This window comes from Allobosea vaviloviae, assembly GCF_001298265.1.
Lineage (GTDB): Bacteria > Pseudomonadota > Alphaproteobacteria > Rhizobiales > Beijerinckiaceae > Allobosea > Allobosea vaviloviae_B.
In genome coordinates this window covers 347,490-372,479 of the sequence record NZ_LGSZ01000028.1, presented here as the reverse complement: position 1 = coordinate 372,479, position 24,990 = coordinate 347,490, and the positions used below count along the sequence as shown (strand labels likewise).

General features: G+C 66.6%; 22 protein-coding genes. 17 read left to right on the top strand and 5 right to left on the bottom strand.

The genetic code is table 11. The features are described from left to right. Nucleotides 1–296: 296 nt before the first annotated feature. The 8 genes from zapE (at nucleotide 297) to odhB (ending at nucleotide 10,682) form a co-directional block, all read left to right on the top strand. The gene (gene zapE / locus AE618_RS08435) at nucleotides 297–1,475 is read left to right on the top strand and encodes a cell division protein ZapE (protein ID WP_054208578.1); all 1,179 of its coding nucleotides are present in this window, start codon (nucleotides 297–299) and stop codon (nucleotides 1,473–1,475) included. Between the two features lie 174 nt (nucleotides 1,476–1,649). After that, nucleotides 1,650–2,249, top strand: coding sequence for a TetR/AcrR family transcriptional regulator (locus AE618_RS08430; protein WP_054208577.1), 600 nt, complete (start codon nucleotides 1,650–1,652; stop codon nucleotides 2,247–2,249). Nucleotides 2,250–2,510: 261 nt separating this feature from the next. Continuing rightward, nucleotides 2,511–3,473: a malate dehydrogenase gene (gene mdh / locus AE618_RS08425; protein WP_054208576.1), complete on the top strand. Its 963-nt coding sequence runs from the start codon at nucleotides 2,511–2,513 to the stop codon at nucleotides 3,471–3,473. Nucleotides 3,474–3,503: 30 nt separating this feature from the next. Next, nucleotides 3,504–4,070, top strand: a complete 567-nt coding sequence (locus AE618_RS08420; RefSeq protein WP_054208575.1) for a hypothetical protein — start codon at nucleotides 3,504–3,506, stop codon at nucleotides 4,068–4,070. Between the two features lie 53 nt (nucleotides 4,071–4,123). Continuing rightward, nucleotides 4,124–5,320: an ADP-forming succinate--CoA ligase subunit beta gene (gene sucC, locus AE618_RS08415; RefSeq protein WP_054208574.1), complete on the top strand. Its 1,197-nt coding sequence runs from the start codon at nucleotides 4,124–4,126 to the stop codon at nucleotides 5,318–5,320. A 9-nt stretch (nucleotides 5,321–5,329) separates the two neighbouring features. Next, nucleotides 5,330–6,214 carry a succinate--CoA ligase subunit alpha gene (sucD, locus tag AE618_RS08410; protein ID WP_054208573.1) on the top strand — a complete coding sequence of 295 codons (885 nt, stop codon included), beginning with the start codon at nucleotides 5,330–5,332 and terminating at the stop codon, nucleotides 6,212–6,214. 168 nt (nucleotides 6,215–6,382) lie between these two features. Further along, the gene (locus AE618_RS08405) at nucleotides 6,383–9,340 is read left to right on the top strand and encodes a 2-oxoglutarate dehydrogenase E1 component (RefSeq protein WP_054208627.1); all 2,958 of its coding nucleotides are present in this window, start codon (nucleotides 6,383–6,385) and stop codon (nucleotides 9,338–9,340) included. Nucleotides 9,341–9,389: 49 nt separating this feature from the next. After that, the gene (gene odhB / locus AE618_RS08400; protein ID WP_054208572.1) at nucleotides 9,390–10,682 is read left to right on the top strand and encodes a 2-oxoglutarate dehydrogenase complex dihydrolipoyllysine-residue succinyltransferase; all 1,293 of its coding nucleotides are present in this window, start codon (nucleotides 9,390–9,392) and stop codon (nucleotides 10,680–10,682) included. Nucleotides 10,683–10,788: 106 nt separating this feature from the next. Here the strand turns inward: odhB and AE618_RS08395 are convergent, their stop codons facing one another. Continuing rightward, nucleotides 10,789–11,955 (bottom strand): serine hydrolase domain-containing protein, encoded by a 1,167-nt coding sequence (locus tag AE618_RS08395; RefSeq protein ID WP_054208571.1) that lies wholly within the window; start codon nucleotides 11,953–11,955, stop codon nucleotides 10,789–10,791. Between the two features lie 43 nt (nucleotides 11,956–11,998). Here AE618_RS08395 and lpdA point away from each other — a divergent pair, with 43 nt between their 5' ends. From lpdA to AE618_RS08380, 3 genes are read left to right on the top strand one after another with little or no spacing between them, the layout of a single operon-like run. Then, nucleotides 11,999–13,438, top strand: a complete 1,440-nt coding sequence (lpdA, locus tag AE618_RS08390) for a dihydrolipoyl dehydrogenase (protein ID WP_156330168.1) — start codon at nucleotides 11,999–12,001, stop codon at nucleotides 13,436–13,438. Between the two features lie 59 nt (nucleotides 13,439–13,497). After that, entirely contained in the window at nucleotides 13,498–13,794 is a 297-nt protein-coding gene (locus AE618_RS08385; RefSeq protein ID WP_054208570.1) for a nucleotidyltransferase family protein, read from the top strand. Further along, nucleotides 13,794–14,135 (top strand): HepT-like ribonuclease domain-containing protein, encoded by a 342-nt coding sequence (locus AE618_RS08380; RefSeq protein ID WP_054208569.1) that lies wholly within the window; start codon nucleotides 13,794–13,796, stop codon nucleotides 14,133–14,135. The genes AE618_RS08385 and AE618_RS08380 overlap by 1 nt, the downstream gene beginning before the upstream one ends. Before the next feature lie 15 nt (nucleotides 14,136–14,150). On the opposite strand, the gene folD is transcribed toward AE618_RS08380, so the two are convergent. Then, nucleotides 14,151–15,023, bottom strand: coding sequence for a bifunctional methylenetetrahydrofolate dehydrogenase/methenyltetrahydrofolate cyclohydrolase FolD (gene folD, locus AE618_RS08375; protein ID WP_054208625.1), 873 nt, complete (start codon nucleotides 15,021–15,023; stop codon nucleotides 14,151–14,153). A 182-nt stretch (nucleotides 15,024–15,205) separates the two neighbouring features. On the opposite strand from folD, the gene AE618_RS08370 reads away from it, so the two are divergent. The 4 genes from AE618_RS08370 to AE618_RS08355 all read left to right on the top strand — a co-directional run bounded on the left by AE618_RS08370 (nucleotide 15,206) and on the right by AE618_RS08355 (nucleotide 18,802). Continuing rightward, entirely contained in the window at nucleotides 15,206–16,564 is a 1,359-nt protein-coding gene (locus tag AE618_RS08370) for a cytosine deaminase (protein WP_082365101.1), read from the top strand. After that, the gene (locus AE618_RS08365) at nucleotides 16,564–17,145 is read left to right on the top strand and encodes an NAD(P)H-dependent oxidoreductase (RefSeq protein WP_054208568.1); all 582 of its coding nucleotides are present in this window, start codon (nucleotides 16,564–16,566) and stop codon (nucleotides 17,143–17,145) included. The genes AE618_RS08370 and AE618_RS08365 overlap by 1 nt, the downstream gene beginning before the upstream one ends. 118 nt (nucleotides 17,146–17,263) lie before the next feature. Continuing rightward, nucleotides 17,264–17,746 (top strand): MarR family winged helix-turn-helix transcriptional regulator, encoded by a 483-nt coding sequence (locus AE618_RS08360; RefSeq protein WP_054208567.1) that lies wholly within the window; start codon nucleotides 17,264–17,266, stop codon nucleotides 17,744–17,746. A 132-nt stretch (nucleotides 17,747–17,878) separates the two neighbouring features. After that, the gene (locus tag AE618_RS08355) at nucleotides 17,879–18,802 is read left to right on the top strand and encodes a DMT family transporter (RefSeq protein ID WP_248310788.1); all 924 of its coding nucleotides are present in this window, start codon (nucleotides 17,879–17,881) and stop codon (nucleotides 18,800–18,802) included. A gap of 114 nt (nucleotides 18,803–18,916) precedes the next feature. Here the strand turns inward: AE618_RS08355 and AE618_RS08350 are convergent, their stop codons facing one another. The 3 genes from AE618_RS08350 to AE618_RS08340 all read right to left on the bottom strand — a co-directional run bounded on the left by AE618_RS08350 (nucleotide 18,917) and on the right by AE618_RS08340 (nucleotide 22,905). Next, complete coding sequence (locus AE618_RS08350) at nucleotides 18,917–20,920, bottom strand: potassium transporter Kup (protein ID WP_082365090.1); 2,004 nt, start codon at nucleotides 20,918–20,920, stop codon at nucleotides 18,917–18,919. Between the two features lie 121 nt (nucleotides 20,921–21,041). Further along, a complete protein-coding gene (gene ispG / locus AE618_RS08345) occupies nucleotides 21,042–22,316 on the bottom strand; it encodes a flavodoxin-dependent (E)-4-hydroxy-3-methylbut-2-enyl-diphosphate synthase (RefSeq protein WP_054208565.1) in 1,275 nt (424 codons plus the stop codon). A gap of 28 nt (nucleotides 22,317–22,344) precedes the next feature. Beyond that, a complete protein-coding gene (locus tag AE618_RS08340) occupies nucleotides 22,345–22,905 on the bottom strand; it encodes a Fur family transcriptional regulator (protein ID WP_248310787.1) in 561 nt (186 codons plus the stop codon). 119 nt (nucleotides 22,906–23,024) lie between these two features. On the opposite strand from AE618_RS08340, the gene AE618_RS08335 reads away from it, so the two are divergent. After that, complete coding sequence (locus tag AE618_RS08335) at nucleotides 23,025–23,810, top strand: 3-hydroxybutyrate dehydrogenase (RefSeq protein WP_054208564.1); 786 nt, start codon at nucleotides 23,025–23,027, stop codon at nucleotides 23,808–23,810. Beyond that, nucleotides 23,807–24,877, top strand: a complete 1,071-nt coding sequence (locus tag AE618_RS08330; RefSeq protein ID WP_082365089.1) for a patatin-like phospholipase family protein — start codon at nucleotides 23,807–23,809, stop codon at nucleotides 24,875–24,877. Before AE618_RS08335 ends, AE618_RS08330 begins: the two co-directional genes overlap by 4 nt. Nucleotides 24,878–24,990: the final 113 nt, after the last annotated feature.

Here is a 24,990-nt window from a genome sequence, read left to right as displayed (position 1 = left end):
GGTGCCGCCGGGCGGCGGCGCCGGCGGGGGCGCCCGCCCCCCCCGCCGCGGGCGCGGCGGGGGGCGGGGGGGGGGGGCCCCGCAAAGCCGGAGAGCCATCCTTTGCCGTTTCGCCGAGCGGCACTGCCCCCCACCCAACCCTCCCCACCGCAAGCGGGGGGAGGGCTAGAGCCTGCCATCATGGCTTCGCCAGCTTTCGGGCGATCGCCCTGGTCTGCGCCGGTCCGCTCTTGCCGGGCCGGCGGGGCTGCCGTAACCCGTTAGACCCCAGCGCCTGCCCGAAGACCGCCGCCGCCATGACAGCCTCGATCACAGACCGCTATGCCGCCCTCGTCGCTTCGGGCGAGATCGAGCGCGACCCGGCCCAGATCGCCGTGGTGAAGCGGCTGGCGGCTCTCGCGGAGACGCTGGCGGCGCGGCGGCTCGCCCATAAGAGCAGTGCGCTGGGCTGGCTCTTCGGCAAGAAGGCCGACAGCAGGGATGTGCCCAAGGGGCTCTACATCTGGGGCTCGGTCGGCCGCGGCAAGACCATGCTGATGGATCTGTTCTACGAATCCGTCGCGGTGCCCAGGCGCCGGCGCGTGCATTTCCACGAATTTCTCGCCGATGTGCATGGCCGCATCCACGCCTATCGCCAGCGGCTCAAGGCGGGTGAGGTCAAGGACCCCGACCCGATCGGGCCGGTCGCGGCGGCGCTGGCGGAGGAGGCCAGCCTGCTCTGCTTCGACGAGTTCACCGTCACCGACATCGCCGATGCGATGATCCTGGGACGGCTGTTCACGGCGCTGTTTGCGGCCGGCGTCATCGTCGTCGCGACCTCGAATGTCGAGCCGTCGCGGCTCTATGAGGGCGGGCTGAACCGGGCGCTGTTTCTGCCCTTCATCGCGCTGCTGGCCGAGAAGGTCGAGGTGGTGAAGCTCGAGGCGCGCACCGATTTCCGGCTGGAGAAGCTCGGCGGCGCCCCGGTCTATCATGTGCCCGCCGATGCGGCGGCTGCGGCCGCGCTCGATGACGCCTTCCGCAAGCTCACCGGCGCAGCGCATGGCCAGAGGCTGGCGCTCGACGTCAAGGGGCATGACCTCGTCATTCCGCAGGCGGCCGGCGGCGTGGCGCGGGCGCGCTTTTCCGACCTCTGCAGCAAGGACTATGGCGCGTCCGACTTCATCGCGCTGGCGCAGCGCTTCCACACGCTGCTGCTCGACGACATTCCGGTGCTGGCCGACGAGCAGCGCAACGAGACCAAGCGCTTCATCATCCTGATCGACACGCTCTACGAGCATCATGTGAAGCTCGTCGCCTCGGCCGGGGCCGAGCCGCACGAGCTCTACCGGGCGACGTCCGGGCGCGAGGCCTTCGAATTCGACCGCACGGTGTCGCGGCTGATCGAGATGCGGTCCGACGATTATCTCGGCCTGCCGCATGGACGGGTGGATTCGGCGGCATCGGGCGACAGCGGCGGGCTGGTGGAGACGTGAGTTGAAACCGTTGCTGTCATTCCTCCGCCGTCATCCCGGACAAGCGGCGAAGCCGCGCCGATCCGGGGTCCATTCCGGAGCCTTTCCGATGAACGTTCCGGAATGGATCCCGGGTCTCCGCTGCGCTGCGCCCGGGATGACGGCGCGTTTCGGACAAGGGGGGCCATTCGCGTCATGACCCTGCGCGAGCCGAGCGAGACGCGGATCCTCACTGTCGCCAGCGAGCATCTGCGCCATCACGGACTCAAGCGCTTCACCGTGGTCGCGGTCGCCGAAGAGGCGGGCATGACCCATGCCAATGTCTACCGCTACTTCCCTTCCCGCGCCGCGCTGGTCGATGCCGTCGTCGATGTCTGGCTGAAGGCGACCGAGCGGCGCCTCGCCGATATCGCCGATGGCCCCGACCCCGCCGACGACAAGCTGGAGCGGCTGATCCTGGCGCTGGCCAAGGCCAATCGCGACCTGCTGACCGAGGAGCCACATCTGTTTGCGGCGCTGTCGCAGGCGGTGGCCAAGCGCCATGCGATCAGCCGGCGCAACCGCGCCCGGGTGCGGGCGCTGTTCGAGCGGGTGATCGACGAGGGCATCGCGTCGGGGACCTTCGAGCCGCGCGACCGCGACCGGGCGCTGGCCTTCATCATCGATGCGACGCACCGCTTCATCCATCCGGCTGCGCTGGAGCTCGATGCGGACGTGCCGCAGGCCTCGATCGACATCCGGCTGGCGACGCTGATCCGGGTGGCGCTGAGGGTGCTGGTCAGCGGCATCATCTGAAAATTCCCGTGACGAATGACATTGATTGTAAATTGTAACTGCGTCAATCCTGTGCAAATATGAGGGCCGCCGCCGGACCGCGCTGCCCAAGCTCTTGAAATCGCTCACGGAGCGGCAGGCCGGGCAAAATCGCGGGCGCTGGCTTCGTCGTTTTACCGACCACCACGCAAGGGTTGCGGCAAAAGGGCCTCTTGGGCCAAAGGAACCGACGGTTTGGCCGGTTTGCCGGCATTTCGCAGCGTCAGGACAAAGGACTAGGCAATGGCCCGCAAGAAGATCGCCCTCATCGGCGCCGGCCAGATCGGCGGCACGCTCGCCCATCTCGCCGGCTTGAAGGAACTCGGCGACATCGTGCTGTTCGACATCGCCGACGGCATCCCGCAGGGCAAGGGCCTCGACATCGCCGAGTCGTCCCCGGTCGACGGCTTCGACGCCGCCTACAAGGGCACCTCGTCCTATGAGGACATCAAGGGCGCCGACGTGATCATCGTCACCGCCGGCGTGCCGCGGAAGCCCGGCATGAGCCGCGACGACCTGATCGGCATCAACCTGAAGGTGATGAAGGCGGTCGGCGAGGGCATCAAGACCTACGCTCCCAAGGCCTTCGTGATCTGCATCACCAACCCGCTCGACGCGATGGTCTGGGCGCTGCAGAAGTTCTCAGGGCTGAAGCCCAACATGATCTGCGGCATGGCCGGCGTGCTGGACTCGGCCCGCTTCCGCCACTTCCTCGCCGATGAGTTCCAGGTCTCGGTCAAGGACGTCTCGGCCTTCGTGCTCGGCGGCCATGGCGACGACATGGTGCCGCTGGTGCGCTATTCGGGCGTGGCCGGCATCCCGCTGCCCGACCTGATCAAGATGAAGTGGACGACGCAGGAGCGCATCGACGCCATCGTCGACCGCACCCGCAAGGGCGGCGGCGAGATCGTCAACCTGCTCAAGACCGGCTCGGCCTTCTATGCCCCGGCCGCGTCCGCCATCGCCATGGCCGAGAGCTATCTCAAGGACCAGAAGCGCGTCCTGCCGGCGGCTGCCGCGCTGAAGGGCCAGTACGGCGTGCGCGACATGTTCCTGGGCGTGCCGGTCGTGATCGGCGCCAAGGGCGTCGAGCGGGTCGTCAAGATCCGCCTCAACAAGGCCGAGCAGGAGATGCTGTCGAAGTCGGTGGCTTCGGTGCAGGGCCTGATCGAAGCCTGCAAGGCCATCGATTCGTCACTGGCGTGAAATAGAGAGTAGGCGATTCAGGAGCGAGCGATGCGCGGTCTGCGGCAGGGATTCGGGATGGCTTTAGCGGCGTGCGTGGTTCTCGGCCATGCCACTGCTGGCGCACCGGCTCGCGCGCAGACCGCAGAAGAAACCGCCGCGCTGCTCTGGCTCGCGATCGAGGATGGCGCCGATGTCAACGGCACCGAGGTCAGCGGCGACAGGGCCAGGCGCGTCTCGCGCAGCCCCGCCATCTACGACACGTTCAATGTTCCCAGAAAGGTGATATCCGGCCGGATCACGGTGACCCGGCGGAGCGCCTGCCAGTATCATTTCCTGCACGCCCCAGCGAAGTGGGTCGGCGACAGGTTCGGCGACGATGCCGGCCGGCGGTCCGAATGGGTGGTGGATTTCGGCCGCGTCACCGGCATCCAAGCCTATACGAGCGAGCCGGACCTGTTCTTCTTCACGGTCGACGGTCCGCCGATGTGCGAAGATCTGGGCGGTGGCAGGATTTGCGCCAGCAGCTATCCGCGCCCCCTCAGCGGTCCGCCGATCGCGCGCGCGCAAGAAATCCTCGCCCAGTTCCAGAAAGACATTTGCAAGCCAGCCAAATGACGCCAGCCATCCCCGTGACGAACGACATCTGAACCGCGAAAGACGCCCCAGCGATGAACATCCACGAATATCAAGGCAAAGCCGTCCTCAAGGAGTTCGGCGCTCCGGTCTCCGCCGGCTTCCCGGCGCTGACGGTGGCGGAAGCCGTCGAGGCCGCCAAGAAGCTGCCCGGCCCGCTCTATGTCGTGAAGTCGCAGATCCATGCGGGCGGCCGCGGCAAGGGCAAGTTCAAGGAGCTCGGCCCCGATGCGAAGGGCGGCGTGCGCCTGGCCAAGTCGGTCGCGGAGGTCGAGAGCCACGCCAAGGAAATGCTCGGCAACACGCTGGTGACCGCGCAGACCGGCGAGGCCGGCAAGCAGGTCAACCGCCTCTATATCGAGGACGGCTCGGACATCGAGAAGGAATTCTATCTCTCGGCGCTGGTCGACCGCGAGACCTCGCGCGTCGCCTTCGTCGTCTCGACCGAGGGCGGCATGGACATCGAGGCGGTCGCCCATGACACGCCGGAGAAGATCGAGACCTTCTCGGTCGATCCCGCGACCGGCATCATGCCTCATCACGGCCGCAGCATGGCCCGCATCCTCGGCCTCTCCGGCGACCAGGCCAAGCAGGCCGGCGCCGTCCTTGCGCAGATCTACACCGCGTTCGTGGCCAAGGACATGGACATGCTGGAGATCAACCCGCTGATCGTGACGACGCAGGGCCAGATCAAGTGCCTCGACGCCAAGATCTCGTTTGATTCCAACTCGCTCTACCGTCACCCTGAGATCGTCGCGCTGCGTGACACGACGGAAGAGGACGAGAAGGAGATCGAGGCCTCCAAGTACGACCTCGCCTATATCGCGCTCGACGGCACGATCGGCTGCATGGTCAACGGCGCGGGCCTGGCGATGGCCACGCTCGACATCATCCAGCTCTATGGCGAGTCCCCTGCGAACTTCCTCGACGTCGGCGGCGGCGCCTCGGAAGAGAAGGTGACGGCGGCGTTCAAGATCATCACCGCCGACCCGAAGGTGAAGGGCATCCTGGTCAACATCTTCGGCGGCATCATGAAGTGCGACGTCATCGCGCGCGGCGTCATCGCCGCGGTGAAGGCCGTCGGCCTGCAGGTCCCGCTGGTGGTGCGCCTCGAAGGCACCAACGTCCAGGAAGGCAAGGACATCATCTCGTCCTCGGGCCTGAACGTCATTTCGGCCGACGACCTCGACGACGCCGCGCAGAAGATCGTCGCCGCGATCAAGAAGGCTTGAGGAGCAACCATGTCCATCCTGATCGACAAGAACACCAAGGTCATCTGCCAGGGCTTCACCGGCAAGAACGGGACCTTCCACTCCGAGCAGGCCATCGCCTATGGCACGCAGATGGTCGGCGGCACCTCGCCGGGGAAGGGCGGTTCGCTCCATCTCGGCCTGCCGGTCTTCGACAGCGTCCATGAGGCCAAGGCCAAGACCGGCGCCACCGCGTCGGTGGTCTATGTGCCGCCTCCGGGCGCGGCCGATGCCATCTGCGAGGCGATCGACGCCGAGATCCCGCTGATCATCTGCATCACCGAGGGCATTCCGGTGCTCGACATGGTGAAGGTCAAGCGCTCGCTGGTCGGCTCCAAGTCGCGGCTGATCGGCCCGAACTGCCCTGGCGTCGTCACGGCGGGCGAGAGCAAGATCGGCATCATGCCGGCCAACATCTTCAAGCCGGGCTCGGTCGGCATCGTCTCGCGCTCGGGCACGCTGACCTATGAGGCGGTGTTCCAGACCACCCGCGAGGGGTTGGGCCAGACCACGGCGGTCGGCATCGGCGGCGACCCGGTCAAGGGCACCGAGTTCATCGACATGCTCGAAATGTTCCTGGCCGACGAGCACACCAAGTCGATTGTGATGATCGGCGAGATCGGCGGCTCGGCCGAGGAAGACGCCGCGCAGTTCATCAAGGACGAGGCCAAGCGCGGGCGCTCCAAGCCGATGGTCGGTTTCATCGCCGGCCGCACGGCCCCTCCGGGCCGTCGCATGGGTCATGCGGGTGCGATCATCTCGGGCGGCAAGGGCGGCGCCGAGGACAAGATCGCGGCCATGGAAGCGGCCGGCATCAAGGTCTCGCCCTCGCCGGCGCGCCTTGGAAAGACCTTGGTCGAGGTGTTGAAGGGCTGAGGGTTTCGCGCGTCATGGTCGGGCCTGACCCGACCATCTCGTGACCAGCGAAACGCCCAAGAGATGGTCGGCTCAAGGCCGACCATGACGGCCAGATCAAGAGATGCTCGGGTCAAGCCCGAGCATGACGGCAAGACGAAGCGGCAGGTAGGAAGGCAGGACGACATCATGGCTCGCCAGGACATCAACGAGGCTCTCGCCCAGACGGGTTTCCTCTATGGCGGCAACGCGGCCTATATCGAGGACCTCTATGCCCGCTACCAGGCCGATCCGAAGTCGGTCGACGAGCAGTGGCAGGGCTTCTTCGCCGGGCTGAAGGATGATGGCGCGTCCATCGTCCAGAACGCCAAGGGCGCGTCCTGGACCAAGCCGAACTGGCCCGTCCATGCCAATGGCGAACTGGTCTCGGCGCTCGACGGCAACTGGGCGGTGGTCGAGAAGGTCGTCTCCGACAAGCTCAAGGGCAAGGCGCAGGCTGCGGGCGCCGCGATCAGCGCGTCCGATGTGCAGCAGGCGACGCGCGATTCCGTGCGCGCGATCATGCTGATCCGCGCCTACCGGATGCGCGGCCATCTCCATGCCAAGCTCGATCCGCTGGGCATCGAGACCGTGGACAATTCCGACGAGCTCTCGCCGGCCGCCTTCGGCTTCACCGAGGCCGATCTCGACCGCAAGATCTTCATCGACAACGTGCTCGGCCTCGAATTCGCGACCATCCGCGAGATGACCGCGATCCTGCAGCGGACCTATTGCAGCACGGTCGGCATCGAGTTCATGCACATCTCCGATCCCGAGCAGAAGGCCTGGCTGCAGGAGCGCATCGAGGGGCCGGACAAGGAGATCGCCTTCACCAAGGAAGGCAAGAAGGCGATCCTCAACAAGCTCGTCGAGGCCGAGGGCTTCGAGAAGTTCATCGACCTGAAATACACCGGCACCAAGCGCTTCGGCCTCGATGGCGGCGAGTCGCTGATCCCGGCGCTGGAGCAGATCATCAAGCGCGGTGGCGCGCTGGGCGTGCGCGACATCGTCTTCGGCATGGCCCATCGCGGCCGCCTGAACGTGCTCACCCAGGTGCTGGGCAAGCCGCATCGCGCGCTGTTCCACGAGTTCAAGGGCGGCTCGTTCGCGCCCGACGACGTCGAGGGCTCGGGCGACGTGAAGTACCATCTCGGTGCCTCCAGCGATCGTGAGTTCGACGGCAACAACGTCCACGTCTCGCTGACCGCCAACCCCTCGCATCTCGAGATCGTCGACCCCGTCGTGCTCGGCAAGGTGCGCGCCAAGCAGGACCAGTTCGGCGACATCGTCGAGCGCTCCAAGGTGCTGCCGCTGCTGCTGCATGGCGACGCGGCTTTCGCCGGCCAGGGCGTGGTGGCGGAGTGCCTGGGCCTCTCGGGCCTGAAGGGACACCGCACCGGCGGCTCGATCCACTTCATCATCAACAACCAGATCGGTTTCACGACCTATCCGCGCTATTCGCGCTCCTCGCCCTATCCGTCCGACGTGGCGAAGATGGTCGAGGCGCCGGTGTTCCATGTGAACGGGGACGATCCGGAGGCGGTGGTCTTCGCCGCGAAGGTGGCGATCGAGTTCCGGCAGAAGTTCCACAAGCCGGTCGTCATCGACATGTTCTGCTATCGCCGCTTCGGCCATAACGAGGGCGACGAGCCGGGCTTCACCCAGCCGCTGATGTACCGCAAGATCCGCGCCCACAAGACGACGCTGGAGCTGTACTCCGCCAAGCTGGAAGCCGAGGGCGTGCTTCAGCCGGGCGAACTCGACGAGGCGCGCGCCGCCTGGAAGGCGAAGCTCGAGGTCGAGTTCGAGGCCGGACAGGCCTTCAAGCCCAACAAGGCCGACTGGCTCGACGGCCGCTGGGCCGGCATGAAGGCGATCCGCGCCGACGAGGACGATCCGCGCCGCGGCGCGACCGGTGTCGATGCGGCCGTGCTCAAGGAGATCACCGAGAAGATCACTTCGGTGCCGCCGGGCTTCAACGTCCACAAGACGATCCAGCGCTTCCTCGACAACCGCCGCAAGGCAGTCGAGACCGGCAAGGGCATCGACTGGGCGACCGCCGAGTCGCTGGCCTTCGGCTCGTTGCTGCTCGACGGCAACCCGGTCCGGCTGTCCGGCCAGGATTGCGAGCGCGGCACCTTCTCGCAGCGCCACTCGGTGCTGATCGACCAGGAAACCGAAGCGCGCCACACCTCGCTGAACCATATCCGCGACGACCAGTCCCGCTACGAGGTCATCAATTCGATGCTCTCGGAGGAGGCGGTGCTCGGCTTCGAATACGGCTATTCGCTGTCGGAGCCGAACGCGCTGACGATGTGGGAAGCCCAGTTCGGCGACTTCGCCAATGGCGCGCAGGTGCTGTTCGACCAGTTCATCTCGTCGGGCGAGCGCAAGTGGCTGCGCATGTCGGGCCTCGTCTGCCTGCTGCCGCATGGCTATGAGGGCCAGGGTCCCGAGCACTCCTCGGCCCGTCTCGAGCGCTTCCTGCAGATGTGCGCCGAGGACAATATGCAGGTGGCCAACTGCTCGACCCCGGCGAGCTACTTCCACATCCTGCGCCGCCAGCTCAAGCGCGACTTCCGCAAGCCGCTGATCCTGATGACGCCGAAGTCGCTGCTGCGCCACAAGCGCTGCGTCTCCGATTTGTCGGAGCTGGCCGAGGGCTCGACCTTCCACCGCGTGCTGCATGACGACGCCGAGCGCGGCAACTCGACGACCAAGCTGGTCAAGGATTCGAAGATCCGCCGCGTCGTGCTCTGCTCGGGTAAGGTCTATTTCGACCTGCTGGAGGAGCGCGAGAAGCGCGAGATCGACGATGTCTATCTGATGCGCGTCGAGCAGCTCTATCCGTTCCCGCTGAAGTCGCTGGCGCAGGAGCTGGCGCGCTTCAAGGGCGCCGACGTCGTCTGGTGCCAGGAAGAGCCGAAGAACATGGGTTCCTGGACCTTCGTTGAGCCCTATCTCGAATGGGTGCTGGGCCATGCGGGATCGAAGTCGAAGCGGCCGCGTTATGTTGGACGTCCGGCCTCGGCTGCGACCGCGACCGGCCTGATGTCGAAGCATCTCGCCCAGCTCAACGCCTTCCTGGACGAGGCCTTCGCGGCCTGACCGTCCAGTCACCTGAACGCCAGACAAAGACACGAAACAGAGGCCTGACATGGCGACCGAAATCCGCGTACCCACCCTCGGCGAATCCGTCTCCGAGGCGACCATCGGCAAGTGGTTCAAGAAGGCGGGCGATGCCGTGAAGGCCGACGAGCCTCTGGTCGAGCTCGAAACCGACAAGGTGACGCTCGAGGTCAACGCGCCGGCCGCCGGCGTGCTCGGCGAGATCGTCGCCAAGGAAGGCGACACCGTCGGCGTCAGCGCGCTTCTCGGCATGATCACGGCCGGCGACGGCAAGGCGGCTGCGGCCGCTCCGAAGGCCGAGGAGAAGAAGGCCGATACCGCCGTGGCGCAGGCCTCCGGCAAAGCCGGCGAGTCGAGCTCGGCCGCGGCCGAGACGAAGGCCGGCGAGGTTGCCGGCGACACCGAAATCAAGCCTGCGACCAAAGCCGCCGATTCCGGCCCGGCCGTGTCGCGGCTGGCGGCCGAAAGCGGCGTCGATCCCGCGACCGCCAACGCCTCGGGCAAGGACGGTCGCGTCACCAAGGGCGACATGCTGGCCGCGATCGCGACCGGCCCTGCCGTGGCAACTGCGGCCCCTGCCGCTCCGGTCCAGGTCCGGGCGCCGTCGGCCCCCGACGACGCCTCGCGCGAAGAGCGCGTCAAGATGACCAAATTGCGCCAGACCATCGCGCGCCGCCTCAAGGAAGCCCAGGCGACGGCGGCGATGCTGACCACCTTCAACGAGGTGGACATGTCGGCGGTGATGGCGCTGCGCAACCAGTACAAGGACGTGTTCGAGAAGAAGCACGGCGTGAAGCTCGGCTTCATGGGCTTCTTCGTGAAGGCCTGCGTGCAGGCGCTGAAGGAGATCCCCTCCGTCAACGCCGAGATCGACGGCACCGACATCGTCTACAAGAACTACTACCATGTCGCGGTCGCCGTCGGCACCGACAAGGGCCTGGTGGTTCCGGTGGTGCGCGATGCCGACCAGCTCTCCATCGCCGGCGTCGAGAAGGCGATCGGCGCGCTCGGCAAGAAGGCCCGCGAGGGCGCCCTCAAGATCGAGGACATGCAGGGCGGCACCTTCACCATCTCGAATGGCGGCGTCTACGGCTCGCTGATGTCGACGCCGATCCTGAACGCGCCGCAATCGGCGATCCTGGGCATGCACAAGATCCAGGAGCGCCCGATGGTGGTCGGCGGCCAGATCGTGATCCGGCCGATGATGTATCTGGCGGTCTCCTACGACCACCGCATCATCGACGGCAAGGAAGCGGTGACCTTCCTCGTCCGCATCAAGGAGGCGCTGGAGGACCCGGCGCGGCTCGTGCTGGATCTTTGATCCCGAAAGCCTCGTGCCGGCGGCGATCAGCCGTCGGTGGCATGCGACCCTTGCGGGCAGAAGTCGGCTCGACCAGCCTGTGATCGACGAAGCGATGGGTCGTCGGTCATGACGGATCCCAGCGCTTCACGGCGTTGAAGGCCCGCCATAGCTCGCGATCGAGCTTGATCCGGGTCTCCTCGTTCAGGCGAGGCTCGAACGAGACGAACCAGCTCGTTCCGCTGGCCCCGACATGGGTCGCGAAGGTGTTGAAGTCGGCCTTCTGGCGCGAGCCTCCGGCTCGCCGATACCAGGTCGACCATTCGCCCCAATGCCAGTGATTGAAGCCGTTGGCGACGCGGCGGACACGCAGGCCCAGGCCATACCAGGAGGTCCGCGCGGCCGGTGCCTGGTCAGCGCCGTTCTCCTGCCAGGATCTGGCGGTGGCTCCGATGATGCGGTCCGACGTCGTGATGGCTTCGAGCGTCGCGAGATAGTCGGCGCCCGTCATCGACCAGCCGCCATAGGCGCCCATGATCGCCCATTCCTTCGCGAGGGAGCCGGCAGCGCCGGCCGGCGCCAGCACGCGCTCGCGACAGGCGGTCTCGTAGGGCTGTCCCGTCGCCTCTTCGACGACCGCGCCGAGCGCCAGATAGCCGTCATTGCTGTATTGATAGGCGCCGGGCGCGCGCTTGAGGCCCTGGCCGAGCGCCAGCCGCAGCAGCGGCCTGGATGCGTCGGCGCCTGCGCCGTCCTTCAGAATGATGTCGAGCAGCTTGCGGCCCGTGGAGGCCTCGCCATCGCCGCGGTTGCCGGCGAGGCCCGAACGATGGGTGAGCAATTGCCTGATCGTCACGTCGAGCAGTCGCGGGTCCGAAACGGCGCCGGTGCCGGCGAAATGCTTCGCCAGGGCCAAGCGCAACGTGGTGTCGAAGGCGAGCTTGCCATCCCTGACGAGCGTCGCGACGCAGGCCGCCGTGATCGACTTGGACAGGCTTGCGAGGTGATGCGGCCGCTTGGGGTCGTCGCCGCCGAAACCATGCTCGTAGACGACCTTGCCGGCACGGCGGACGATGACAAGCCCTCGCCGCAGGCCGTCGCGCGCCGCGAACTCCTCGACGACGACGCCGAACGCGTCCGGCGTCTCGGGCAGGGCGATCGCGGCAGGCGGCGGCCCGCCGGGTTGGACACTGGCGGACGGCGTCGCAGGCAAGGCCTGCGCATGCGCCGATCCGGCTCCGACGAGGCAGAGGAGAACCGCCGCAAACGACGGGCAACCCGACTTCGGTCTCATGCCTCAAGGTCCATTTCGCTTGTCTCGCGGGGGAGTGTGGGGCATGGTCCGGCGCGATTTCAACCGGAAACTCTGGCCCTTCATGTCCTACGATCTCGTCATCATCGGAACCGGCCCCGGCGGCTATGTCGCCGCCATCCGCGCAGCCCAGCTCGGCCTCAAGGTCGCCGTCGTCGAGAAGCGCAAGACCTTCGGCGGCACCTGCCTGAATGTCGGCTGCATTCCCTCGAAGGCTCTGCTGCATGCCTCGGAGATGTTCGAGGAAGCGAGCCACACCTTCCCGAGCCTCGGCGTGATCGTCGGCACGCCCAAGCTCGATCTCAAGCAGATGCTCGTTCACAAGCAGGAGACGGTCGATGCCAACGTCAACGGCGTCGCCTTCCTGCTGAAGAAGAACAAGATCGACCCCTTCATGGGCACGGCCAGCATCCAGGCCGCCGGCAAGGTCGTCGTCACCGGCGATGACGGCAAGACGCAGGAGTTGGAGACGAAGAACATCGTCATCGCCACCGGCTCGGAGGCCACCGGCCTGCCCGGCGTGACGATCGACGAGAAGACCGTCGTGACCTCGACCGGCGCGCTGGAGCTGACCGCGGTTCCCAAGGAGCTGCTGGTCGTCGGCGCCGGCGTGATCGGTCTCGAGATCGGCTCGGTCTGGAGCCGGCTCGGCGCCAAGGTCACCGTCGTCGAATATCTCGACCGCATCCTGCCCGGCATGGACGAGGAGATCGCCAAGCAGTTCAGCCGCATCCTGCAGAAGCAGGGTTTCGAGTTCATCCTCGGTTCGAAGGTGACCAAGGTCGAGACCGGCAAGAAGGGCGGCGCGACCGTCACGGTCGAGCCGGCAGCCGGCGGCGAGGCCAAGACGCTCTCGGCCGATATCGTGCTGGTCGCGATCGGGCGGCGTCCCAACACCGACGGGCTCGGGCTCGACGGCGCCGGTGTCGCGATCGAGCGCGGGCGCGTCGTCATCGACGACCATTTCAAGACCAATGTCGCCGGCATCTATGCGATCGGCGACGTGGTGCGCGGGCCGATGCTGGCGCACAAGGCCGAGGATGAAGGCGTCGCGGTCGCCGAGATCATCGCCGGCAAGGCCGGCCATGTGAACTACGACGCGATCCCGAGCATCATCTATACCGCGCCGGAAGTCGCCGCGATCGGCAAGACCGAGGAGGAGCTCAAGGCCGCGGGCACCGCCTACAAGGTTGGCAAGTTCCCCTTCACCGCCAATGCCCGCTCGCGCGCGATCCGGCACACGGAAGGGTTCGTGAAGTTCCTGGCCGACGCCACGACCGACCGCGTGCTCGGCTGCCACATCATCGGTCCCCATGCCGGCGACCTGATCGCCGAGGTGACCGTGCTGATGGAGTTCGGCGGCTCGTCGGAAGACCTCGCCCGCACCTGCCACGCCCACCCTACCCTGTCGGAGGCGGTCAAGGAAGCCGCGATGGCGGTCGACAAGCGCCAGATCCATATGTGAGGGGCGCCGGGAGGCGGCCCGCAGCTTGGATGTGGGCCGTTTTCGTGGGAGAATGAGGGATGACGAGGGATCAGGCCACTTTCGAGCTCGCGCGGCGGGCTGATGCGCTCCGTGCTCGCGGAGCAGAGGCTGCGTTCCTGTTCGGCTCGACCGCGCGCGACGAGGCGGGTGACGACAGCGATCTCGATGTCTTCATCGATGTCCTGCCGGGGCGAAAGTTCTCTCTGATCGATCTTGCCGGGATGCATGCCTTCCTCGTCGAGGAACTCGGGACCGAGATCGATCTGACAACGCGCAAGAGCCTGCATCCGAAGCTGCGGGATCGGATCGAGAGCGAAGCCGTCCGGATCTTCTGATGGTGCGTGATACCGCCGTCGTCCTGCACGACATTCTGGACGCCATTTCTCTTATCGAGGAGGCGGCTGGCGGGCATGACCTTGCCAGCTTCAGTGCCGACCGCTTTCTTCAATACGGAACCGAGCGCTTGCTGGAGATCATCTCGGAGGCGGTGCGTCATCTCCCCGATGACCTCCTCGCATCGCGCCCGGATATCGCCTGGCACGGCATACGGGCCATCGGAAACCTGATGCGACACGAGTATTTTCGAGTTGATCCCGACATCGTCTGGAACGTCGTCAGTGACGACCTTCCGGCTTTGCGGATGGTGATCGAGGGGTTCCTGCTCGAACAGGGCTGATGGCGGTCCGGACGCTCAGCCGCCCCGCCGCGCCTTGAACGCCGTCAGCGTGTTCCTCAGCAGGCAGGCGATCGTCATCGGGCCGACGCCGCCGGGGACGGGGGTGATCGCGCCGGCTGCCTCCACGGCTTCCGCGAAATCGACGTCGCCGGCGAGCTTTCCGTCGGGCATGCGGTTGATGCCGACATCGATCACGGTCGCGCCGGGCTTGATCCAGTCGCCCTTGACGAAATGGGGCCGGCCGACGGCCGCGACGACGATATCGGCGCGGCGCACCACGTCGGGCAGATCCTTCGTGCGCGAATGCGCGATGGTGACCGTGCAGTCGGCCTGGAGCAGCAATTGCGCGACGGGGCGGCCGACCAGCTCGGAGCGGCCGATGACCACGGCCTCCAGACCCGAGAGCGAGGGCAGGACGCTCCGCAGCAGCAGCATCGAGCCCAGCGGCGTGCAGGGCACGAGCAGATGCTCGGGATCGACCTTGCCGCCGGCGAGGCGGCCGGCATTGAGCGGATGCAGCCCGTCGACATCCTTGGCGGGGTCGATGGCGTCGATCACGGCGGCGGTGTCGAGATGCCTGGGCAGGGGCAGCTGCACCAGGATGCCGTCGACGGCATCGTCGGCGTTGAGGCCCGCCAGCGTGGCGAGCAGGGTTTCCTGGCTCGTATCGGCCGGCAGGCGGTGGGCCACCGAGTTCATGCCGACCTCGACGGCCAGCTTCTCCTTCGAGGCGACATAGACGCGGCTCGCCGGGTCGTCACCGACGAGGACGACATGCAGGCCGGGCACGAGGCCGCTGACAGCCTTGATGCCGGCGATTTCGGTGGCGATCTGCGCGCGCAGGGCGGCGGCGATGGCCTTGCCATCGATCAATGTGGCCTGCGGCATCGGGTCGGTCTCCATCAGCGGGAAGCCGCCCTCATGCGCGATCGTCGCACGCGCGACAAGCCCGGATGCGACGCAAGGATGACGCAGTGCGTCTGCGCCTTGCCCGTGCAGGTGGCGACCGGTATCGATCGTGCATGGCCTTGGCGATTATGCATGGCCTTGGCGATGGAGAACCCGACCCCGTGACGACCGGTTTCGCGACGCTGCCACCATCGCCCGACTACCGGCTGACCCGCGCACGCGCGCCGCTTTGCCTCGTCGAGGCGGGCGGGCTCGCGGCGGATCGCGACGGGCTGACCCTGGTCGACATCGCCGTGGAGGCCGGGCGGATCGCCTCGATCCTGCCGGCCGGGACCGAGGCGATGCCGCGCGGACCGGCCTTCGATTGCGACGGCGGCATCGTCCTGCCGCGGCTCGTCGATTGCCATGTCCATCTCGACAAGGGCCATATCTGGCCGCGCCGGCCCAATCCCGACGGCAGCTTCATGGGGGCGCTCAACAGCGTCATGGCCGACCGCGAGGCAAACTGGTCGGCCGGGGATGTGCGGGCGCGGATGGATTTCGGCCTGCGCTGCGCCTTCGCGCATGGCACGGCGGCACTGCGGACCCATATCGACTCGCTCGGCAAGCAGATCGGCATTTCCTGGCCGGTGCTGGCGGAGCTGCGGGCGGAATGGGCGGGGCGCATCGCCATCCAGGCCTCGCCGCTGTTCGGCATCCAGTTCGCGCTCGACGAGGGCCATGTCCGCGATGTCGTCGCGGCGGTGAAGGCGCATGGCGATCGCCTGTTCGGCTGCGTCACCTACATGATCCCGGAGCTGGACGCCGCGCTCGATATCGTCTTCCGCACCGCGATCGAAAACGGCTTCGATCTCGACTTGCATGTCGACGAGACCAATGATCCCGCTGCGCGTTCGCTTGAGCACATCGCCGATGCGGCGATCCGGCATCGCTTTGCGGGTAAAATCCTCGCCGGACATTGCTGCTCGCTGGCGCTGCAGGAGCCCGAGGTCGAGGCGCGCATCATCGCCAAGGTCCTGGAGGCCGGAATCGCCGTCGTGTCCCTGCCGATGTGCAACATGTATCTGCAGGACCGCGCGCCCGGCCGCACGCCGCGCTGGCGCGGGGTCACGGCGCTGCATGAGCTCAAGGCGGCCGGCGTGCCGGTGATGATCGCATCCGACAACACCCGCGACCCGTTTTACGCCTATGGGGATCTCGACCTGATCGAGGTGCTGCGCGAGGGCACGCGCATCCTCCAGCTCGACCATTCCGGGACCGACTGGGCCAATGCGGTGGCGCGGATGCCGGCTGCGATCATGGGGCTGGAGGGAAAAGCGGGAGAAGGACTGGGTGTGCTGACGGCCGGTGGCCCAGCCGACCTGATCCTGACGCGTGCCCGCGACTGGACCGAGCTCTTCGCCCGCCCGCAGGCCGACCGGAGCGTGCTGGTGGGAGGGCGCGCGATCGACAGCACGCTGCCCGACCATCGCGAGCTCGATCACCTGGCGGGGATGCGTTCCGGCCCCGGAGCGCCCTGATGCGCGTGCTCGTGCTCTATGCCCATCCCAACCCCGAGAGCTATGGCGCGGCGCTGCACCAGGCCGTCGTCGCGAGCCTGCGCGAGGCTGGCCATGAGGTCGATGACTGCGACCTCTATGCCGAGGGCTTCGATCCGGTGCTGAGTCGCGAGGGGCGCGTGGGCTATCATGACCTTGCCGGCAACACACTCCCCGTTGCCGGCTATGTCGCGCGGCTGCAGGCGGCGCAGGCGCTGGTGCTGTGCTTCCCGGTCTGGAATTTCGGCTATCCGGCGATCCTGAAGGGCTTTTTCGACCGCGTCTTCCTGCCCGGTGTCTCGTTCAAGATGGTGGACGGCAAGGTCGCGCCCAATCTCTGGACGATCCGCAAGCTCGTCGCGGTAACGACCTATGGCGGCTCGCGCTGGCGCGCCATGTTGATGGGCGATCCGCCGCGAAAACTGGTCTGCCGGGTGCTGCGCGCTGTCTGCCACCCGACCGCGCGGCCGCTCTATCTCGCCCATTACGACATGAACCGGGCGACGCCGGAAAGCCGCGACAGCTTTCTGGCCACGATCGCGAAAAAGATGCGCGCTCTGTGACAGCAGCGGCCTGCATTGTCATGACGCTGTCATCTTGGCAGGCCAACAGGCAGCCGGCGAAGCGACTTCCTGATCCGCATAAGGATCGGCGCCAGCACCGGGCCAGGGACCAAGCGAGATGACCAAGGCACTCGAGAAGAGCGTTGGCCGGGCCTTGCTGGTCACGGCACGTCTGCATCGCGCACGCATGGGCGAGCGGCTGAACGCACTCGGATTGTTTCCCGGGCAGGAGCAGGCGCTGAAGGCACTGCAACCGGCGCCGATGACAATGGGCGAGCTCGCGACGCTGCTGCGGGTCAAGCCGCCGACCGTGTCCAAGACGATTGGCCGGCTATCGCTGCAAGGGCTGGTGACGCGCGAGGGCGGCGGCCGCGACGGCCGGCTGGTGCAGGTTGCGCTCACCGAAACCGGGCACAAGACGGCCCTGGCTCTCGATGCGGTCTGGACGCAGGTTGAGGAAGAGCTGCTCGACAAGCTCGACGGCAAGGAACGCAAGCAGCTGCGCCGGCTGCTGCGCAAGGCCGCCAAGGGCCTGTCGAAGGCCGGGGTCGAGATCGACGATCCGGAAGCAGACGGCGACGAGGTCGACAGCGACGCCTAGCAATGGCTTGGCCGCGGGCATGTTCTTCTGCTCTGACGGGCGCATGGACCTCATGCGCTCAACCGCTGGTCACGGGAGGCAAATCGTTTAAATCTGCCATTGTCATTCTCCCCGCGCATGACGGGAGCCGCCTTGGCCGCCGCCTCATCCCATCTTCCGGAAACCGGCCGATCGCGCCTGATCGCGATCGGGCTGATCTGCAGCGCGGTGCTGTTCTTCGCCCTCCTGGACACCAGCGCGAAATGGCTCTCGGGCCATATGGACCCGGTGCAGGTGGTGTTCGCGCGCTATGCCGGCAGCATGGGGCTGGTGCTGATGCTGCTCAATCCCTGGAGCCATCCCGGCGTGCTCAGGACGAAGCGGCCCGGGCTCCAGGCCATCCGCTCGCTGCTGCTGCTGGGTGCGACGGCGTTGAACTTCGTCGCGCTCAAATATCTGCAGCTCGCGGAGACGGTCTCGATCATGTTCGCCGGGCCGCTGCTGGTGGCGCTCGTCGCCGGTCCGATGCTCGGCGAATGGCCCGGCCCGCGTCGGCTGGCGGCGATCGGCGTCGGCTTTCTCGGCGTGCTCGTGATCACGCGTCCCGGCCTCGGCGGCATGCATCCGGCGGCGCTGCTCTGCGTCTTCGGGACTGTCTGCTACAGTTTCTATGCGCTGGCGACGCGACGCCTCGCAGCCTTCGACCCGCCTGAAACGACGATGGTCTATTCCGGCCTTGCCGGAACGGTGGCGATGCTGCCGCTGATCCCGTTCTTCTGGACGACGCCGCAGACCCCATTCGTCTGGCTGGTGATGCTGGGCACGGGCGTCTTCGGCGGCTTCGGCCACTGGCTCCTGATCCTGGCGCACCGGCTGGCTCCGGCGACCGTGCTGGCGCCTTTCATCTACTCGCAGATCGTCTGGATGATCCTGCTCGGCTGGTTCGTCTTCGGGCAGTTCCCCGATCGCTGGACCTTCGCGGGCGCCTCAATCGTGATCGCGTCGGGGCTCTACCTGCTCTATCGCGAGCGGGTCCGGAAGGTGCCGGGGGAGGCGACCTCGGCCCGGATCGACTAGCAGCCCGCGTCATTCTCGGGCTTGACCCGAGAATCTCTTGCAGGAGATGCGCTGGTGCAGGAGATGCGCTGGTTTCCGAGATGCTCGGGTCAAGCCCGAGCATGACGTTGGGCCTCAGACCGTGACCTGCGTCCCCACCTCGACGACGCGGCCGGTCGGGATCTGGAAGAAGCTCGTGGCGTCCGTCGCTGACTTGGTCAGCGAGATGTAAAGATTGTCCTGCCACACCGGCATGCCCGATTGCGGCGAGGCCTTGATCGAGCGGCGCGACAGGAAGAACGAGGTCGACATGATGTCGAACTTGAAGCCCTGCTTGCGCAGGATCGCGAGCCCCTTGGGCACGTTGGGGCTCTCCATGTAGCCATAGACCAGATCGACCCGCCAGAAATCGTCGGTGATGCGCGAGAGGCGCACGCGCTCCTCCTCGGCGATGCGCGGCGTGTCGGCCGAGCGCACGGTCAGGATGACGTTGCGCTCGTGCAGCACCTTGTTGTGCTTGAGGTTGTGCAACAGCGAGGCCGGGGCCGTCTCCGGGTCGCTGGTCAGGAAGACCGCCATGCCCTTGACCCGATAGGGCGGGCTCTTGGAGAGCATGCCGACCAGTTCGAGCAGCGGCACGTCGGTCTTGCGGGTCTTGTCGAACAGGATCTTGGTGCCGCGTACCCAGGTCCACATCAGGACGATCAGGACGACCGCCATCATCACCGGGACATAGCCGCCGCTGAAGAGCTTGAGCATGTTGGCCGCGAAGAAGGCGACGTCGATGATCAGGAAGGGCGCGATCACGGCGATCGTTGCCGCCAGCCCCCAGCGCCAGCCCTTCCAGATCACGATGAAGGCGAGCAGCGAATCGACCACCATCGCGCCGAAGACCGAGATGCCGTAGGCGTGCGACAGGTTCGAGGAGGAGCGGAACGTCCAGACCAGCACGAGGACCACGATCAGCAGGATCGCGTTGATGCGCGGGATGAAGATCTGGCCGGAGGTCTGTTCCGAGGTGTGGCGGATTTCGAGGCGCGGCAGCAGGCCGAGCTGCACCGCCTGGCGGGTCAGCGAAAAGGCGCCGGTGATCACGGCCTGGCTGGCGATGATCGTCGCGATCGTCGCCATGATGACGAGCGGCAGGATGAAGCCCTGCGGAGCGAGCTTGTAAAACGGATTGTCGATGGCGGAGGCGTCGGACAGGATCAGCGCGCCCTGGCCGAGATAGTTCAGCCACAGGGCCGGGAAGACCAGCCAGATCCAGGCGCTTCGGATCGGGCCGCGGCCGAAATGGCCCATATCGGCGTAGAGCGCCTCGGCGCCGGTGACCGCCAGACAGACCGAGCCGAGCACGGCCAGCGATACGCCGGGATGGTCGAAGAAAAAGCGCAGGCCCCAATAGGGATTGATCGAGGCGAAGACGCCGAGATCGTCGGAGATATGGTAGATTCCAAGGCCCGCCAGCGTCAGGAACCAGACCATCATGATCGGGCCGAAGAAGTTCGCGACCTTCTCTGTGCCGCGGCTCTGGACCAGGAACAGCGCGATCAGGATGCCCGAGGCGATCGAGACGACGTATTCGTCGAGAGCCGGCGTGACCAGCTTGATGCCTTCGACCGCGGAAAGCACGGAGATCGCCGGCGTGATCACCGCATCGCCATAGAACAGCGCGGCACCAGCCATGCCGAGGAAGAGCACGACGCCGCCGCGCATGCGTCCCAGCGCACGCTGCGCCAGTGCGACCAAGGTCAGCGTCCCGCCCTCGCCGTTGTTGTCGGCGCTGAGCAGCAGCACGACATATTTCAACGTCACCACGACGACGAGCGACCACAGGATCAGCGAGAGCACGCCGATGATGATCCCGCGCGGGATCGGGGCGTTCAGCGCGAGATCGACCGTGCCGCCATGGCCGCCCGCGCCCATTCCGGTCGCAGCCAGGACGGTTTCACGCAAAGCATAGAGCGGGCTGGTGCCGATATCGCCGTAGACGACGCCGAGCGCGCCCAGGGCCAACGTGGCATAGCCGCCATGGCTGTGCTTCGATGCGCCGCCATGGCTCGCCCCATGTCCATCGTCCAGGCCGAAACGGGAATCCTCCGTCCTCTGGGGCGGGGAATTCGTCTGGTCATGCCCCATCGGGGATCTCCGCGCGCGCTGCGGAGCAGCGAAAGGCCGGGGCCTCTAACACAATGCCGCCAGCACGCAAAGGCGCTGCCCTGTGCTGGCTATGTGGCTGCGCCATGCCGAGGCGTGAAAGTCACTCGGCCGCATCGGCACGCCCGCCGTAGCGCTGCGCGACATAGTCGTCGACCATGGCCTTGAATTCGGCGGCAATGCCCGGCCCGCGCAGCGTCTTGACCTTCTTGCCGTCGACGAAGACCGGCGCTGTCGGCTCCTCGCCGGTGCCGGGCAGGGAAATGCCGATGTCGGCGTGCTTGGATTCGCCGGGGCCGTTGACGATGCAGCCCATCACCGCGACGTTCAGGGCCTCGACGCCCGGGTAGCGCGTCTTCCAATCCTGCATCGAGGCGGCGATCCAGTCCTGGATGTCGCGGGCGAGTTCCTGGAAGACGGTCGAGGTGGTGCGGCCGCAGCCGGGGCAGGCGGCGACCTGCGGCACGAAGGCGCGGAAGCCCATGGTCTGGAGCAGCTCCTGCGCCGCCTTGACCTCGAGCGTGCGGTCGCCGCCCGGCTCGGGCGTCAGCGAGAAGCGGATCGTGTCGCCGATGCCCTCCTGCAGCAGGATGCCGAGCGCGGCCGAGGAGGCGACGATGCCCTTGGAGCCCATGCCCGCCTCGGTCAGGCCGAGATGGATGGCATAGTCGGCGCGGCCCGCCATCATCCGGTAGATCGTGATCAAATCCTGCACGCCCGAGACCTTGGCCGAGAGGATGATCTTGTCGCGGCCGAGGCCGATTTCCTCCGCGCGCCCGGCCGAGAGCAGGGCCGACTGCACCATCGCCTCGCGCATGATGGCGCGGGCATCGAGCGGGCGCGGCTGCAGGGCGTTCTCGTCCATCAGCGCGGTCAGCAGCTCCTGGTCGAGCGAACCCCAGTTGGCACCGATGCGCACGGCCTTGCCATGCTTGATGGCGAGTTCGACGATCTGGCCGAATTGGCGGTCCTTCTTGTCCTTGAAGCCGACATTGCCGGGGTTGATGCGGTATTTCGCCAGGGCCTCCGCACAGGCGGGATGATCCGCCAGCAGCTTGTGGCCGATATAGTGGAAATCGCCGATCAGCGGCACGTCCACGCCGATGCGGTCGAGCCGCTCGCGGATCTTCGGCACGGCGGCCGCGGCCTCGTCGCGATCCACCGTGATGCGGACGAGTTCAGAGCCTTGCCGCGCGAGCGCCGCGACCTGCGCGACCGTGCCGGCAATGTCGGCGGTGTCGGTGTTGGTCATCGACTGCACGACGATGGGCGCGCCGCCGCCGACCAGGACATTGCCGACCTTGACGGGAACGGTGAGGTGACGCGCCAGCGGGCCGGAATGTTCGGCGCCCAGGCAGGGGAAAGCCCGCTCGTTCATTGGATAAGGCCCAACTCGTCTCGCGCGATCATGTGCTTGCGTTCCGGCAATGCTCGCAGCGGCCGACGATCTCGACCACCTGATGGACGGGGGAGAATTGCCTGACCTGAGCGATCGCCGCAACGGCCTTCTTCATGGCGGGCGAGGAATCCTCGTCGACGCCGCCGCAGACCTCGCAGATCAGGAAGGCCACGACCTCGTCGGCGCCATGGCCGTGCAGGCAGGCGACATAGGCGTTGCGCGAGGAGAGGCGATGGACGAAGCCCTGCTCGACCAGAAAGTCGAGCGCGCGATAGATCGAGATCGGCGCGAGGCGGCGCCCACCGGCGGGCGAAATCCGGTCGGCGAGATCGTAGGCTCCGACCGGACGATGATCTGCGTGGAGCGCCTCCAGGGCCTTGGCGCGGATCGGCGTCAGGCGCAGGCCGCGCTCCCGGCAGATGCGCTCCGCCCGTGCCAGGGCCTCGGCCGCATGAAGGCGGTGGTCATGCGCATGCCGGCAGCCGGTCTCGCTGCGAGCGTGCTGCACGTCATGCACATGCTCGTCATCGGCGCCATGCGCGTGTAGATCTGGCTGCATTATGGTCATGTTGCGCTGCAATAGGAGATCGGGCAACGTGCCGCCACGACTTCAATGTGGTGGCGGCCTTGCCCCCGTTCGGACCTGAACCTAAGCATTTTCTCTCCGATTGTCAGGAGCCTTCACCGATGTTCCTCAAAGACCGCGCAGCCGCCATTACGGGATCGACCTCGGGCATCGGGCTCGCCTATGCCCGAGCACTCGCCAAGGAAGGTGCCAATCTCGTCATCAACGGCATTATGCCCCCGGCCGACGCCGAAAAGCTGCGCTCCGACCTCGCGAGCGAATTCGGCGTGAAGGTGCTGTTTTCAGCCGCCGACATGACCAAGCCGGCCGAGATCGCAGATTTCATCGCGATGGCCGAAGCCGAATTCGGCGCCGTGGATATCCTCGTCAACAATGCCGGCGTCCAGTTCGTCTCTCCGATCGACGAGTTTCCGATCGAGAAATGGGACCAGATCATCGCGATCAACCTGACCTCGGCCTTCCATACCACCCGCGCGGCGCTGCCGAAGATGAAGGCCAAGGGTTGGGGGCGGATCATCAACACGGCCTCAGCACATGCCTTCGTCGCCTCGCCCTTCAAGAGTGCCTATGTCGCCGCCAAGCACGGCATCGCCGGCCTGACCAAGACGGTGGCGCTCGAGGTCGCGACCCAGGGCATCACCGTCAACGCCATCGCGCCGGGCTATGTCTGGACGCCACTGGTCGAGAAGCAGATCCCCGACACGATGAAGGCGCGCGGCATGACCAAGGAGCAGGTCATGAACGACGTGCTGCTGACGGCTCAGCCGACCAAGGAGTTCGTCACGGTCGAGCAGGTCGCGGCGCTCGCGGTCTTCCTGTGCACCGACGCGGCGAAGTCGATCACCGGCACGACGCTGCCGATGGATGGCGGCTGGACCGCGGCGTGACCGGGCGCAAGACGGCGACGGCTCCCATCGTCGGGCTGGCCGGCCCGAAGGCGGAGAAGTCGGTTTCGCTCGCGCTCCAGGGCGGCGGCGCCCATGGCGCCTTCACCTGGGGCGTGCTCGACGCCATCCTTGAGGACGGACGCCTGGCCATCGAGGCCCTGTCGGGCACCAGCGCCGGCGCGATGAACGCGGTTGTTCTGGCCGAAGGCTGGATCGACGGCGGCGCCGACGGCGCCCGCGCCAAGCTCGAGGCGTTCTGGCGGGCGATCAGCGTCGACGGCAAATATGGCGGCTCCGAGCGCTCGCTGATCGACACGCTGCTGGGCGCCTGGGGCGGCAGCAACGGCGTGCCGCCCGGCATGATCTGGTTCGAGATGTTCTCGAAGGTGGCGAGCCCCTACGACATCAATCCGCTCAACATCAATCCGCTGCGCGGTGTGGTCGCCGACCTGATCGATTTCGACAAGGTGCGGGCCTGCACGGCCGTGAAGCTGTTCATCGCCGCGACCAATGTGCGTTCGGGCAAGATCAAGCTGTTCAACGGCCCGGAGCTGACGGCCGACCATCTGATGGCCTCGGCCTGCCTGCCGATGCTGTTCCAGGCGGTCGAGATCGGCAAGGAGGCCTATTGGGACGGCGGGTATATGGGCAACCCGGCGCTCTTTCCGCTGTTTTACGAGGCGGCGGGCGACGACATCCTTCTGGTCCAGATCAACCCGTTGTTGCGCAAGGACCTGCCGACCAAGGCGCGTGACATCCAGGACCGGCTGAACGAGATCACCTTCAACGGCTCGCTCCTGCGCGAACTGCGCGCGATCGACTTCGTCAACAGGCTGGTTGACGGCGGCAAGCTCGACAAGAACGAGTACAAGCGCGTGCTGATGCACCGCATCGATGGCGGCCCACCCCTGGCGGAGATGACCTCGTCCTCGCGCCTGAATGCCGATTGGGATTTCCTGCTGCAGCTGCGCGATATCGGTCGGGCGGCGGCCAAGCGCTGGCTCAAGCGCAACTACGAGGCGATTGGCAGGGTCGGGACGCTCGACCTGAAGGCGGCGTTCTCGTAGAGAGCGCGGCGATATCTCTCCAGCCCTCATCCTGAGGAGCGCCGCAGGCGCGTCTCGAAGGATGCTCCAGATGGTTCAGGCACCTCCTGAAGCATCCTTCGAGACGCCGCTTC